General features: G+C 39.8%; 15 protein-coding genes, 1 tRNA gene and 1 pseudogene. 3 read left to right on the forward strand and 14 right to left on the reverse strand.

The genetic code is table 11. From position 1 onward, the window contains the following. Positions 1–14: 14 nt before the first annotated feature. On the reverse strand, positions 15–1,856 hold the full coding sequence (typA, locus tag D8802_RS02610; protein ID WP_000164103.1) for a translational GTPase TypA: 1,842 nt from the start codon (positions 1,854–1,856) through the stop codon (positions 15–17). Between the two features lie 159 nt (positions 1,857–2,015). On the opposite strand from typA, the gene D8802_RS02615 reads away from it, so the two are divergent. Further along, complete coding sequence (locus D8802_RS02615; protein WP_125394681.1) at positions 2,016–2,741, forward strand: 16S rRNA pseudouridine(516) synthase; 726 nt, start codon at positions 2,016–2,018, stop codon at positions 2,739–2,741. Between the two features lie 40 nt (positions 2,742–2,781). On the opposite strand, the gene D8802_RS02620 is transcribed toward D8802_RS02615, so the two are convergent. The 3 genes from D8802_RS02620 to D8802_RS02630 all read right to left on the reverse strand — a co-directional run bounded on the left by D8802_RS02620 (position 2,782) and on the right by D8802_RS02630 (position 3,712). Beyond that, positions 2,782–3,015 carry a hypothetical protein gene (locus tag D8802_RS02620; RefSeq protein WP_001088138.1) on the reverse strand — a complete coding sequence of 78 codons (234 nt, stop codon included), beginning with the start codon at positions 3,013–3,015 and terminating at the stop codon, positions 2,782–2,784. An 86-nt stretch (positions 3,016–3,101) separates the two neighbouring features. Then, positions 3,102–3,482, reverse strand: coding sequence for a rhodanese-like domain-containing protein (locus D8802_RS02625; protein ID WP_125394682.1), 381 nt, complete (start codon positions 3,480–3,482; stop codon positions 3,102–3,104). Beyond that, positions 3,479–3,712 (reverse strand): YqgQ family protein, encoded by a 234-nt coding sequence (locus D8802_RS02630; protein WP_002874361.1) that lies wholly within the window; start codon positions 3,710–3,712, stop codon positions 3,479–3,481. Before D8802_RS02630 ends, D8802_RS02625 begins: the two co-directional genes overlap by 4 nt. Positions 3,713–3,813: 101 nt before the next feature. Between D8802_RS02630 and D8802_RS02635 the strand changes: the two genes are divergently transcribed. Together D8802_RS02635 and D8802_RS02640 are read left to right on the forward strand one after the other, a co-directional pair. Then, positions 3,814–4,722, forward strand: a complete 909-nt coding sequence (locus D8802_RS02635; RefSeq protein ID WP_001222585.1) for a LysR family transcriptional regulator — start codon at positions 3,814–3,816, stop codon at positions 4,720–4,722. A gap of 57 nt (positions 4,723–4,779) precedes the next feature. Beyond that, positions 4,780–6,579, forward strand: coding sequence for an N-acetylmuramoyl-L-alanine amidase (locus D8802_RS02640; protein WP_125394683.1), 1,800 nt, complete (start codon positions 4,780–4,782; stop codon positions 6,577–6,579). A 31-nt stretch (positions 6,580–6,610) separates the two neighbouring features. On the opposite strand, the gene D8802_RS02645 is transcribed toward D8802_RS02640, so the two are convergent. The 10 genes and pseudogenes from D8802_RS02645 to D8802_RS02695 all read right to left on the reverse strand — a co-directional run bounded on the left by D8802_RS02645 (position 6,611) and on the right by D8802_RS02695 (position 12,149). Next, on the reverse strand, positions 6,611–6,928 hold the full coding sequence (locus D8802_RS02645) for a hypothetical protein (RefSeq protein WP_125394684.1): 318 nt from the start codon (positions 6,926–6,928) through the stop codon (positions 6,611–6,613). A 172-nt stretch (positions 6,929–7,100) separates the two neighbouring features. Then, positions 7,101–7,405, reverse strand: a pseudogene (locus D8802_RS02650) (type II toxin-antitoxin system RelB/DinJ family antitoxin). 100 nt (positions 7,406–7,505) lie between these two features. Beyond that, positions 7,506–7,883, reverse strand: coding sequence for a type II toxin-antitoxin system HicB family antitoxin (locus D8802_RS02655; RefSeq protein ID WP_000921490.1), 378 nt, complete (start codon positions 7,881–7,883; stop codon positions 7,506–7,508). A gap of 40 nt (positions 7,884–7,923) precedes the next feature. Next, complete coding sequence (locus D8802_RS02660) at positions 7,924–8,112, reverse strand: type II toxin-antitoxin system HicA family toxin (RefSeq protein WP_001131504.1); 189 nt, start codon at positions 8,110–8,112, stop codon at positions 7,924–7,926. 273 nt (positions 8,113–8,385) lie between these two features. After that, positions 8,386–8,458 (reverse strand) — tRNA-Thr (locus D8802_RS02665). A 100-nt stretch (positions 8,459–8,558) separates the two neighbouring features. After that, positions 8,559–9,344 (reverse strand): ABC transporter permease, encoded by a 786-nt coding sequence (locus D8802_RS02670; RefSeq protein ID WP_125394685.1) that lies wholly within the window; start codon positions 9,342–9,344, stop codon positions 8,559–8,561. A gap of 1 nt (position 9,345) precedes the next feature. Next, entirely contained in the window at positions 9,346–10,164 is an 819-nt protein-coding gene (locus D8802_RS02675; protein ID WP_125394686.1) for an ABC transporter permease, read from the reverse strand. A gap of 1 nt (position 10,165) precedes the next feature. Then, entirely contained in the window at positions 10,166–11,158 is a 993-nt protein-coding gene (locus tag D8802_RS02680; RefSeq protein ID WP_125394687.1) for an ABC transporter ATP-binding protein, read from the reverse strand. A gap of 321 nt (positions 11,159–11,479) precedes the next feature. Continuing rightward, a complete protein-coding gene (locus D8802_RS02690; protein ID WP_125394689.1) occupies positions 11,480–11,686 on the reverse strand; it encodes a hypothetical protein in 207 nt (68 codons plus the stop codon). 58 nt (positions 11,687–11,744) lie between these two features. Then, entirely contained in the window at positions 11,745–12,149 is a 405-nt protein-coding gene (locus tag D8802_RS02695) for a hypothetical protein (protein WP_125394690.1), read from the reverse strand. Positions 12,150–12,315: the final 166 nt, after the last annotated feature.

The following is a 12,315-nucleotide window of genomic DNA, read 5'->3' on the forward strand; positions in this document are numbered from 1 at the left end:
TCTCTTTCTAGCTCTTATTCAGCTGATTTTTTCTTCTTGTTAGCTTTCTCACGCTCTGCCTTGTTAAGGATTTGTTTACGCAAACGGATAGACTCAGGCGTTACTTCCATGTACTCATCATCGTTCAAGAACTCAAGAGACTCTTCAAGTGTCAAGATACGAGGTGTCTTGATAACCGCTGTTTGGTCCTTAGTAGCTGAACGGACGTTGGTCATTTGCTTCGCCTTAGTGATGTTAACTGTCAAGTCGTTTTCACGAGAGTTTTCACCGATGATCATTCCTTCGTAAACCTCAGTACCTGGGTTGACAAAGATGGTACCACGCTCTTCGATAGACATGATTGAGTATGTTGTTGCCTTACCAGCATCAATGGAAACAAGGGCACCACGGTGACGTCCCCCAATTTCACCTGGAATCAATGGCAAGTATTGGTCAAAGGTATGGTTCATGATACCATAACCACGAGTCATTGACAAGAACTCAGTTGAGTATCCGATCAAACCACGCGCTGGAACAAGGAAGACCAAACGAGTTTGACCATTACCAGTTGAAATCATATCCAACATTTCACCCTTACGTTCAGAAAGGCTTTGGATAACAGAACCTTGGTATTCTTCTGGAGTATCAATTTGAACACGTTCAAATGGCTCACATTTTACACCGTCGATTTCTTTTACGATAACTTCTGGACGAGATACTTGAAGTTCATAACCCTCACGACGCATGGTTTCGATAAGGATTGATAAGTGCAATTCTCCACGACCTGAAACAGTCCATTTATCTGGTGAGTCCGTTGGGTCAACACGAAGGGAAACGTCTGTTTGCAATTCTGCCTGCAAGCGTTCTTCCACCTTACGAGAAGTCACCCATTTACCTTCTTTACCAGCAAATGGTGAATTGTTGACCAAGAAAGTCATTTGAAGAGTTGGCTCATCGATGTGTAGGATTGGAAGTGCTTCAACAGCGTCTGTCGGAGTGATCGTTTCACCGACAAAGATGTCTTCCATACCTGAAACGGCAATCAAATCACCTGCTTTAGCTTCTTGGATTTCACGACGTTCCAAACCAAAGAAACCGAAAAGTTTTGTAACACGGAAGTTCTTCGTTGTACCATCTAGTTTAGAAAGGGTAACTTGGTCCCCAACTTTCACACTACCACGGAAGACACGACCGATACCGATACGACCAACGAAGTCATTGTAGTCCAAAAGTGACACTTGGAACTGCAAAGGCTCATCTGAGTTGTCTACTGGAGCTGGGATATGGTCGATAATCGTGTCAAAGATTGGTGCCATCGTAGCTTCTTGGTCAGCCGGATCATCTGACAAGGAAGATGTTCCGTTGATAGCTGAAGCATACACCACAGGGAAGTCAAGCTGGTCATCATCTGCACCAAGCTCGATGAAAAGTTCCAAGACTTCGTCCACTACTTCTGCTGGGCGAGCTGATGGTTTATCGATTTTGTTGACAACAACGATTGGGACAAGGTCTTGTTCCAAGGCTTTTTTCAATACGAAGCGAGTCTGTGGCATGGTTCCTTCGTAAGCATCTACGACCAAGACAACACCGTCAACCATTTTCATGATACGCTCAACTTCTCCACCGAAGTCCGCGTGTCCTGGAGTGTCCATGATGTTGATACGAGTTCCGTTGTAAGCAACGGCTGTATTTTTCGCAAGGATGGTAATTCCACGCTCTTTTTCGATATCGTTTGAGTCCATAGCGCGCTCTGCTAATTCAGTACGTGCATCAAGAGTTTCAGATTGTTTCAATAATTCGTCAACGAGGGTTGTTTTCCCGTGGTCAACGTGGGCGATAATCGCAATGTTACGGATATCTTCTCTTAATTTTGTCATGATTTCCTCTAATATTTTAAATTTTTATTTCTAACTGAACAATTATACCACAGTCTCATTCAAAAATCACAGTTCAGCTAAGTGTAAATGTTTTCACTCTGCTTTTCTAGTCAAGGCAACTCTTTTCAAAGTCAGAGACTTATGATAAGATAAGCTGGTATGCGTTTAGATAGATTATTAGCCCAAGAAAAGGTCAGTCGCAAGGCTATGAAACAGGCTCTATTAAAAAAAGAAATCCTAGTGGACGATTGTCCAGCCAGTTCACTCGCTCAAAATGTCGATACTGGATTGCAAAAATTAGTCTTTCAAGGACGACAAATCCAAGGCTACGAGCACAACTACCTCCTGCTTCATAAGCCAAACGGAGTCGTTACAGCTAGCAAGGATAAGAAACTCCCAACCGTCATGGACCTCCTTCCACCTGACATCCAGTCTGACCAGCTCTATGCTATCGGCAGACTAGACTGCGATACGACGGGACTGCTCCTTCTGACAGACAATGGACCTCTTGGTTTTCAGCTCCTCCATCCCCAGTACCATGTCGATAAATCCTATCAAGTGGTAGTAAACGGACCGCTCACACCAGATCATATCCGGCAGTTTAAGGAAGGAATCGTCTTTTTAGACGGAACCACTTGTAAACCAGCAAAACTTGAAATTCTAGACGCAAGCCCAACAGAGAGCCAGGCCTCCATCACTATCTCTGAGGGCAAATTTCATCAAGTCAAGAAGATGTTTCTCTCAGTTGGTGTCAAGGTGACTGCCTTAAAAAGAGTTCAGTTCGGTGACTTCACTTTAGACCCAGAACTAGCAGAAGGGCAATACCGTCCCTTGAATCCAGAGGAATTGGAAATCATTAAAAACTACTTAGAGATGAGTCGATAAAATAAAAAAGCTTTAAATTTAAAGCTTTTTTGTTTTTTGCTTATCTAAAAACTATTGCGATTGCTAGAATCCAGTTCAGAACAGAAACTACAAGTCCTACGATGTTGAGAATTTTTTCTGTTTTATAGTCTAGTCCAGATTCTTTTTGGTATGAAAAAGCCAAAACCAATCCTATGATCCCCAAAATCAGACCCACTATTGGAGATAGCAAACCAAGGACGATAGATAAGATACCTAAAATAAGTGAAGGTTTTTTCTTTTGTTGTGAATTCATATTACAAAATCTCCTTAAATTTAATATAAATGATGATACCATAAAATGCTAGTTTTATCTATCATTCAACAGTTTTTAATAGAATGTTAGCTTGTCTTGACCTTCCCTTTCCAAGAATCCAGTCCATAAGAAAGGATATAAATCTCAGAGAAACCTTGTTTTTTCAAATAAAGTGCTGCATTGGTCACTCGTTGTCCACGTTGGTTTTCGTAGAGAAGGACAGGTTTATCCTTGCGAAGGGCTGCAAGACTTGACTTCAACTGATTTGAAGGAATATTGCGAGCTCCGAGGATATGTTTTCTGTGAAATTCTGCTGGTTCACGGACATCAATCAATTGCCCTTTTCGAATCAAGGCTTCAAATTCTGCATTGTCCACAATCTTAGCCGCACGACGAATACGAAGGTAGTTATAACCCATCCAGGACGCCATCGCTAGTACAATTCCCCAAACAATCCAAATTGTCATAAGTTCTTATCTCCATTTTTCTCTATGTAGTCTAATTCTATCTTGTGCTCTCTGCGAAGAACAGCTTCCGCCTCTAGATAGTCGAGCTTGTCCATCAGACCGGCATCATAGATCCGAGAGAGTTCGAGCTTCATCAGTTCAATATCATACAAGCGCTTCCCTACATAGACAATAATGCCAAACTGTTTGAGAAATTGCTGCACATCATAGAATGTTTTCATAGCTTTCATTCTAACAGATTTTAGACTTTTTTTCAATACCAGTTTGGGGCTTTCCTCTCTTCCCTTCATCTTCTTTGCTCATTCTTCACCAAGTGTGGTACAATAAAAACATGAGAATTCAACAATTACACTATATTATCAAAATCGTCGAAACTGGCTCTATGAATGAAGCAGCCAAGCAACTCTTTATCACCCAACCCAGTCTCTCTAATGCCGTTCGAGACTTGGAAAATGAAATGGGTATTGAAATCTTTATCCGCAATCCCAAGGGCATTACCTTGACCCGTGATGGGATGGAGTTTCTCTCCTATGCCCGTCAAGTTGTCGAGCAAACCCAGCTTCTCGAAGAACGCTATAAAAATCCTGTCGCCCACCGCGAACTCTTTAGCGTTTCCTCTCAACACTATGCTTTTGTAGTTAATGCCTTTGTCTCTCTGCTCAAGAAAAGTGATATGGAAAAATACGAGCTCTTCCTTCGTGAAACTCGAACTTGGGAGATTATCGATGACGTCAAGAACTTCCGCAGTGAGGTCGGTGTCCTCTTTTTAAACAGCTACAACCGTGACGTACTGACTAAAATGCTGGATGATAACCACCTCTTGGCCCATCACCTCTTCACAGCCCAGCCCCATATCTTTGTCAGCAAGACCAACCCTCTGGCCAAAAAAGACAAGGTTAAACTAGCTGATTTGGAAGATTTTCCTTACCTCAGTTATGACCAAGGGACGCACAACTCCTTCTACTTTTCAGAAGAGATTCTTTCACAAGAACACCACAAGAAATCCATCGTAGTCAGTGACCGTGCCACCCTATTTAATCTCTTGATTGGTTTGGATGGTTACACCATTGCAACAGGGATTTTGAACAGCAACCTCAACGGAGACAATATCGTTTCTATTCCACTGGACATTGACGACCCGATTGAACTAGTCTATATCCAGCATGAAAAAACCAGCCTGTCTAAGATGGGCGAACGCTTTATCGAATACTTACTAGAAGAAGTTCAGTTTGATAGTTGATAAACTATCAGACATATTTTATAATATTTTTTAGAAAATAATGATTGGAGAATATCGTTGAAAAAGTTTATATTGGCAAGTGCTGTTGTCCTTTCAATGGCAGGATTGGCACAAGCACCTATCTACGCAGAGGAAAGTAATGCCAATCCTCCTGCTACCACCGAACAAAGCAATTCTAAGGAAGATAAGAAAGATCTTTCAACTAAAACTGAAGAGGAGACTATAACACTTCCAAAAGACAAGGCAAAAGAAGAAGTCCCTAAAAAAGATGGATGGCAGGAGGAAAACAAACAGTGGCGTTTCTATGAAAACAATCAACCTGTCCTCAAATGGAAAAAAATTCAAGATAAGTGGTACTATTTTGACAACGATGGAAACCGACTCAATGATACCATCTTTGATGGCTATGTTCTCAATAAAGACGGGATCATGGTAGAAAATGGCTGGGTAGCTCTTGAGGGTAAATGGTACTACGCCAGTGAGTCTGGAAAAATCATCCAACAAAAATGGGAAAAAATCGGAGGAGTTTGGTACTACTTTGACAAAGATGGTGTCATGCTCAGTCAAACAATCGTTGATGGTTATCTCCTTACCAAAAGCGGGGCTATGGCAGAAAATGGCTGGATAAAGATTGACCAAAATTGGTATTATGTCACACCATCTGGCAGAATCTCGCAAGACAAATGGGAGAAAGTCAACGGTTCATGGTATTATTTTGACAAAAACGGCGTGATGCTCAGCAAAACGACCGTTGGTGCTTACCTGCTCGGCAGTAGCGGGGCTATGGCGGAAAACTCCTGGGTGAGAATCAATGAAAATTGGTATTACGCTAATGAATATGGAAAATATAGCCGAGACAAATGGGAGAAAATCAAAGGAACTTGGTACGCCTTTGAACAAAATGGTGTCATGCTTTCCAATAAATGGAAAGGAAGCTATTACCTCAAATCTAGTGGAGCCATGGCTGAAAAAGAGTGGATCTTTGACAAGGCCTACAACAGTTGGTTCTATCTAAAAGCGAATGGAACCTATGCGGCTCGTGAATGGATTGGAGCCTACTATCTCAAGTCTGGTGGCTATATGGCCAAGAATGAGTGGATTTATGACGACTATTACAAGGCTCGTTACTATTTGGACAATAGCGGACATTATGTATCAGGGACCTACAAGATAGACGGCAAGGAACACTTGTTCCAAAAATACGGTCAATGGATTTCTGAAGTTTCAACCGAAGGTGGATTTGTAAAAGGTCAATACAGCAATACCATTTTCCTAGATCCTGGGCATGGTGGTCGGGATTCAGGTGCCTTTTACTACAATGTAGCTGAAAAAGATCTCAACATGCAAATCTATCGCAAACTTCGCGCTAAGCTAGAAGAACTAGGCTACAAAGTCCTCACATCACGTGACAGTGATATCGATGTTGATTTTAAGACTGAGCGTTCAAGAATGGTCAATAAAACCAACTCTGATATCTTCATCAGTATCCATTTCAATGCTACTGGAAACATTCACTCAAAAGCAAGCGGTATTCAAACCTACTCCTATAGCGATGAACCTGACTATCCAAGTAAGATTAATAAATACTGGCACAATCACCCTGATCGTATGAGTGAAAGCAAACGCCTCGCTGCTGCTATCCACTCCTCTCTCCTAGCAGAAACAGGAGCCAAGGATGCTGGATTATTGGAAAGTAGCTTTGCCGTATTACGCGAAACTGCCAAACCAGCCGTCCTCCTTGAACTCGGTTATATGGATAATTTCACTGAGAATCAACGGATTCGTGATGATCGATACCAAGATAGACTAGTCGCAGGTATTGTGAAAGGCATCCAAAAATACTACGCTGGTCAATAACAATAAAGTCTCGAGAAACCTCGAGACTTTTCTACTTGTCTTCTTTTTTATCTTTATCAGGAAAGAGGTAGCCAAGTCCTACACAAGCTAGCACTCCTGCACCAATCACCAAACCACTTGAAATTGGCAAAAGGTCCAAAATAGCATTTGCAATGATAAAAGCAATAATCAGGCACATGAGACTAGCCTTGTAGTCTTTTTTCAAAAGATTTTCTAGAGTGAAATAGAGAAACAATCCTACCGGAATGAGTGACCAGAGGTTGACATCCAAACTTGGCCAACCAATATAGCCAAAATACAATACTAGCGCTGCTGCTACTAAAAATACGATTCCCAATAATTTTTTCATTTTTTGTCTCCATTTTCTTTTTTTGGTTCTTGAGTTGTCTGATACTGACCCCTCACGCCCTTTACAAAAATCATTATAGCAGAGGATTTTTTCAAGAACAAACCTTTTTGTCTATCTGGTCTATATCTCGGTCTAAGTGGTTGAATAGTGGTGATAAAAGAAAAGAAGCTCATTAGGACTTCTTCATTCTGCCGATTGCAGTACTTTTTGTTATCCCTTCATTTTTATATTTACTAATACTCTCTTTAAAAGCCTTCTGAGTAACTTCATTATATTCATCTATATTTCTTGTACGAATATAATCACCATTTTCTAACTCAATTTCATAATCTGAATCAAGTTTTAACTCAAACGGAATACTTCTCGTCAACACACTTTGCTTCAAAAACAACTTCACAGCAGTTGTCATATCCAAGCCTAACTCATTAAAAAGGGCAGTTGCTTCTTTTTTAATTCATCATCTACCCTAACAGCAATTTATGACATGACATTTCCCCTTAATTTATTTTGTATATCTATTGTATTACTTTTACCAATGCATAACAAATTTATTCCCTAATAAACACAGACTTTAAATTTAAACTTGCAACTTCTTCTCTAATGCTTGCGCCAAAACTTCTGAATAGTTAATCTTTTCTCGATCGGCAAGACGGACTAGCCATTCAGGAACGGTCACGTTTTTCCTAATTGCCTTGTTACTTCTCACAAAAGGTGCAGGATCTACTTGAATCATTGACACAAAACCATCTGAAACTTCAATCTTTAAAATATCACTTGGAGTAGGCAGCGCCATCCCTTCATCGATATAAGAAGCTAAAACATTTTCAAGCATTTCACGAGCATTTTTCATCGCTTCCTCGATATTTTTTCCTTCTGTACCACCACCAAATTCTGGAAATTCTACCCAATATCCTGTTCCTTCTTTATGAAAAATAGCTGGATACGTTTTTAACATTCTACTACCTCCGATATGAAAAGACTTAGGAATGTAAGACTTACAATCCTAAATCTTTGAGAATCTTTCTTTCCAATCCTCTTCCTAAATCTTCATTTCCATGAACTGGAATCGTGACAAGATAAGAAAAACCCTCTTTCTTAAAATGATGATGACTTCCCCTTTGACGAACTTCAACCCATCCATTCTCAAGAGCTAGTTTCACCATTTCTTTACCTGTAAGTGGCATATATTATTGTTACCTCCTTACACCTACTATTATACGCATTATGTGTATATTTGTCAAACTAAAACAGACTACTTTTCTCAATAACTACAAAATAAAATAGACCCATTTCCTGATCCACTTTATTCTATATTCATTAACTTTTTTGGTCAAATTTTGGTCACACTTTGGTCAAAGAGTTCAAAAATACTAACCTATTTTAAAAAGCTAACTTGTGATGATTGCCTTTAAACTAACACTTTGAATATCCTTTGCTTTTCTTTACATTTCCCAAAATGCCGATTGCAGGGCTTGAACCTGTGACCTACGCGTTACGAGTGCGTTGCTCTACCAACTGAGCTAAATCGGCGATTACCCTTTTAGTATAGCACTCTGAGAATAGATGTCAAGAAATTTTCATCTTCATTAGAAAAAGCCTGTCCTGAGACAAGGCTTTGAGTTTCTTCCTTTTACGAACCCGCACTTTCGTAGGCATCTAAGCCCCTGTCCCAGAGTTTCAAAGAAATTGCAAAGAAGATAAGTGAAATCAGAATCAAACCACCAATGTTAAAGAGCCCATTCTTGTCCTCTAAGAAATAGCTGGCAGGATAGTAGGCCGTAAAGGCGAAAGGGATGATAAAGCTAATCAACCAACGAAGAAGGGAATTGTAAATGGAAATAGGATACTTGGCAAAATCATTAAACATATAAAAAATATAAATCATAGCGCCTGACTGCTTGGTCCAAAAAGCGATACTGGCCGTCGCGATTTTCAAGGAAGTATAAATCAAGGTCGCAAAGGGAATACAAACTAGGAAAAGCAGAAATTTAGGAAGAGTCCAAGCAATGCTCGATACTGTTGTCACTAGTAAAATTCCACCAACCAAAAGTTCGCCCAAGGCATCAATCTGAAAGGTCTCAACGAGGATATGAAAGAGAGGATTGATAGGACGAGTCAGATACTTGTCAAACTCTCCCTTTCGCACCAAGCGCTGCCCTAGTGCCCAGAGATTGTCAAAAAAGAGGTGATCCAATCCCTTTGGAATCAAGGAAAAGCCATAGATAAAGGCAATCTCTTGAAAGGTCCAGCCTTCTAGCGAGGGGATGTGTTGAAAGATGATATTGAGAAACAAGAGGTTCAAGCCTTGGGTCAGGAAAACTCCTAGCACACCAACCACAAAATCCACCTTGTATTCCATGATTTGCTTGATATATTGTCTGATAAAAATCAGATGCATGCGTTGATATTTTTTCATACTAACCTCCCTGAATGGTGATAAAGGACTGGACTCGCTTCCAAATCAGCTGAGACAAGCCCACCATCACTAAGAGCCAGAAAAACTGCAAAGCGAGTGCCTGAAGAATCTGACTGGCATCGTATTTCCCAACGATAATCATAACTGGAGTGTAAATTAAGGATGAAAATGGCAATAAGGACAGAATATCTGAAACCACCTTTGGAAAAAACGTCAAGGGAATCAAACTGCCAGACATAAAGGCCACTATGGAAGTCTTGAGTAGATTGGAACCCCATAGATTTTTAAATACAAAGGCTGAAAATCCAAAGCAGATATTAAAGAAAAAGTTAATCAGATAGGCCAGCGTCAAGCTAAATAGATAAAGGGTAGTTAGTCCCAGCACTTCTACAATACCTTGCCCAGATAAGATTTTCATCAAGACAATAACACTTAAAAATGGCAGTCCAACAGAGATAAAAATCAACCACTTGGAGCCAAGCTCGGTGAAGAGATAAGAGGCCGCAAAATGAACTGGTCGCAACAAGCGCATGATAATGGAGCCATCCTTAACCTCCTCCCCAATCATAAAGGAGCTATCCGACCTAGTCAAGAGATTGGTCACAAAACTCATGATGATGTAGAGGGTGATATCTGCCATACTAAAGCCTTGAATCAAGGACTCTTGCGAGGAATCAAAGACTGCCTTCCAGAGATAAAAAGCCACAAAAGCTCCCATAACATCCCCAATCCGGTAGAGAATAAAGTTGACTCGATAGCTAATCAACTCCTGAATCCCTGCATTGATAAAGGGTTTATAACGTCTCCACAATTTGACCATCTTAGAGCTCCTTTCGATAGAAGCGACGGATAATATCCTCGATATCCGTATCCACCATCTTCAAATCGCGAATCTCAAAATCAGACAGGGTTTGCTTGATAATATCAGCTGACTGGTAGCGGGAACTATCGAATTCAATATTGAGGCTATTTCCTTGTCTATCAATAGTCATATCAGACATGCCTTCATAGTGAGAAAGGAGATGACTTTGACCTGGCACCAGTTCAAAAGAAAGAGTCTTCATCTTGCCAAAGGTTTCCTTGAGCTGGCTCACCGTTCCATCAAAAATCTCTTGCCCCTTATCAATCATAAAAATCCGATCACAAAGTTGCTCAATGTCGCTCAAGTCGTGAGTGGTCAAGAGAATAGTGGTCTCTTCCTCCTGATTGATCTGGGTAATGGCCCGACGAATGTTGTCCTTGACCGACACATCCAAGCCAATGGTCGGCTCATCTAAAAAGAGAACTTTAGGATTGTGGAGCAAGGAAGCCGCAATGTCGGCCCGCATCCGTTGGCCAAGTGAAAGAGTCCGCACGGGGTCTTTGATAAATTCCTTCAAATCCAAGACTTCATTCAAAAAGTCCATGCGCTTATGGAAGAGCGAGTCTGGCACATCGTAAATCTCTTTCAAGACCGTGTAGGTCTCTTGCAGAGCCAAATCCCACCATAACTGAGTGCGTTGTCCAAAAACCACTCCAATATCCTTAACATAATCCTGGCGATTATCCTGCGGAATCTTGCCGTTAATCCGACAAAAACCAGATGTCGGTTTTAAAATCCCTGTCAGCATTTTGATGGTTGTCGACTTCCCAGCACCATTTGCGCCAATAAAACCTAGAATCTGGCCTTTTGGAACTTCAAAGGTCAAATCCTTGACTGCTTCAAAGGTCTGCTTTTCAGGATGTATAAAGGAGCGCAAAGCCCCCTTTAACCCCGGCTCCTTTACTGTCTTCACAAAATTTTTCTGAAGATGTTCCACTTCTATCATTGCCATATCTATCTCCCTACCGTAAGGAATAGCAACATTGTATTATTGACTACAAACATTCTAAATCCTTACTTTCTACACCTTCTACATTTTATTATTACAGAAAGCTTTATACCAACCTATTATAGTCCAATAAAAAACGGAATGCAAGCGTTTGCCTGCGGGTTATGAAATTAGAGATTTCACTCTTAAAATAATACTTTTGAATCAAAAATTCTGGTTTGATAATTTCCCTAGAACACCCAAAAAAACCACCCTTAGGGGCAGGGTGGTTGATTAAATTAATTAAAAATATATCTAATGTAGTAAATCAAAACTCACAAAAATCTAAAAACCTAAACGTTCTTGATCCCAATTTCCATACTCATCGTACCCAAATCCATCAGGATCCATTGCATCAATCCCACACTGTTCTAAAAAACGAAAGCAGTCTTTGCAATAATAAATTCCATCAATATGATCACTACCATCCCAATTAAGCTCTCTCTTAGTGAACTCTCCACCACATTCTTCACATGTATATAATTTTGACATAAAATTACCTCTCTTTGTCCCTTTTAAATTATATTTAAACCAAATATAGAGTATGAAACTACAAGTTATTCTCTTTACGGAATTCCTCTTTTTCTAGTTCTGTTCCTCCTCTTACAAAAGTATTTTCGCCTAGACGATATAAATGTACACAAGGAGATTTTCTTTCATCAGGATAAATATGATTAATAGCTTGTTCTTCTTGTAGCAGTTCAGAAAAGGTTGAATCATCTAGTGATCTGTCTTGCTCTGTATCTTCCAATTCATTAATCCGTCTTTGATTAAGACTATTCTTATTAGTTATCAAACTTAAAATAATTAATATAAATTGAGGATTGTTTACAACAAAATTTAGACATTCCCTCCCACCTTTTGACATACTTTTGCTAACAGATTTTGATATTCTCATGGTAATGTTTAGTGCACTATTTGCTTGATCTTTGATTCTTTGGGTATTAATTTTCATTTCTTTCCCCTTTTTTATTTTAATTTTATCTGACTTTAATTGAGTTAACTACAATATAGGAGTTAATCAGTCCAATTTTGTATTTTTTGTTTAGTATTTTTGCACATTCTAAAACACTGAAGTCACTAGATTCTATAAAGGATAACTCACTACTTCTATTATCTAC

Origin of the sequence: Streptococcus oralis (assembly GCF_003943395.1) — a bacterium.
In the GTDB taxonomy this organism is placed as follows: Bacteria; Bacillota; Bacilli; order Lactobacillales; family Streptococcaceae; genus Streptococcus; species Streptococcus oralis_BF.

Coding starts and splice junctions, on each gene's coding strand:
- D8802_RS02645 (WP_125394684.1), bottom strand. CDS start 6,928: ATGAAAAAATTATTGGGAATCGTATTTTTAGTAGCAGCAGCGCTAGTA.
- D8802_RS02635 (WP_001222585.1), top strand. CDS start 3,814: ATGAGAATTCAACAATTACACTATATTATCAAAATCGTCGAAACTGGC.
- typA (WP_000164103.1), bottom strand. CDS start 1,856: ATGACAAAATTAAGAGAAGATATCCGTAACATTGCGATTATCGCCCAC.
- D8802_RS02655 (WP_000921490.1), bottom strand. CDS start 7,883: ATGTTAAAAACGTATCCAGCTATTTTTCATAAAGAAGGAACAGGATAT.
- D8802_RS02680 (WP_125394687.1), bottom strand. CDS start 11,158: ATGGCAATGATAGAAGTGGAACATCTTCAGAAAAATTTTGTGAAGACA.
- D8802_RS02670 (WP_125394685.1), bottom strand. CDS start 9,344: ATGAAAAAATATCAACGCATGCATCTGATTTTTATCAGACAATATATC.
- D8802_RS02620 (WP_001088138.1), bottom strand. CDS start 3,015: ATGAATTCACAACAAAAGAAAAAACCTTCACTTATTTTAGGTATCTTA.
- D8802_RS02625 (WP_125394682.1), bottom strand. CDS start 3,482: ATGACAATTTGGATTGTTTGGGGAATTGTACTAGCGATGGCGTCCTGG.
- D8802_RS02630 (WP_002874361.1), bottom strand. CDS start 3,712: ATGAAAGCTATGAAAACATTCTATGATGTGCAGCAATTTCTCAAACAG.
- D8802_RS02660 (WP_001131504.1), bottom strand. CDS start 8,112: ATGCCACTTACAGGTAAAGAAATGGTGAAACTAGCTCTTGAGAATGGA.
- D8802_RS02695 (WP_125394690.1), bottom strand. CDS start 12,149: ATGAAAATTAATACCCAAAGAATCAAAGATCAAGCAAATAGTGCACTA.
- D8802_RS02690 (WP_125394689.1), bottom strand. CDS start 11,686: ATGTCAAAATTATATACATGTGAAGAATGTGGTGGAGAGTTCACTAAG.
- D8802_RS02615 (WP_125394681.1), top strand. CDS start 2,016: ATGCGTTTAGATAGATTATTAGCCCAAGAAAAGGTCAGTCGCAAGGCT.
- D8802_RS02675 (WP_125394686.1), bottom strand. CDS start 10,164: ATGGTCAAATTGTGGAGACGTTATAAACCCTTTATCAATGCAGGGATT.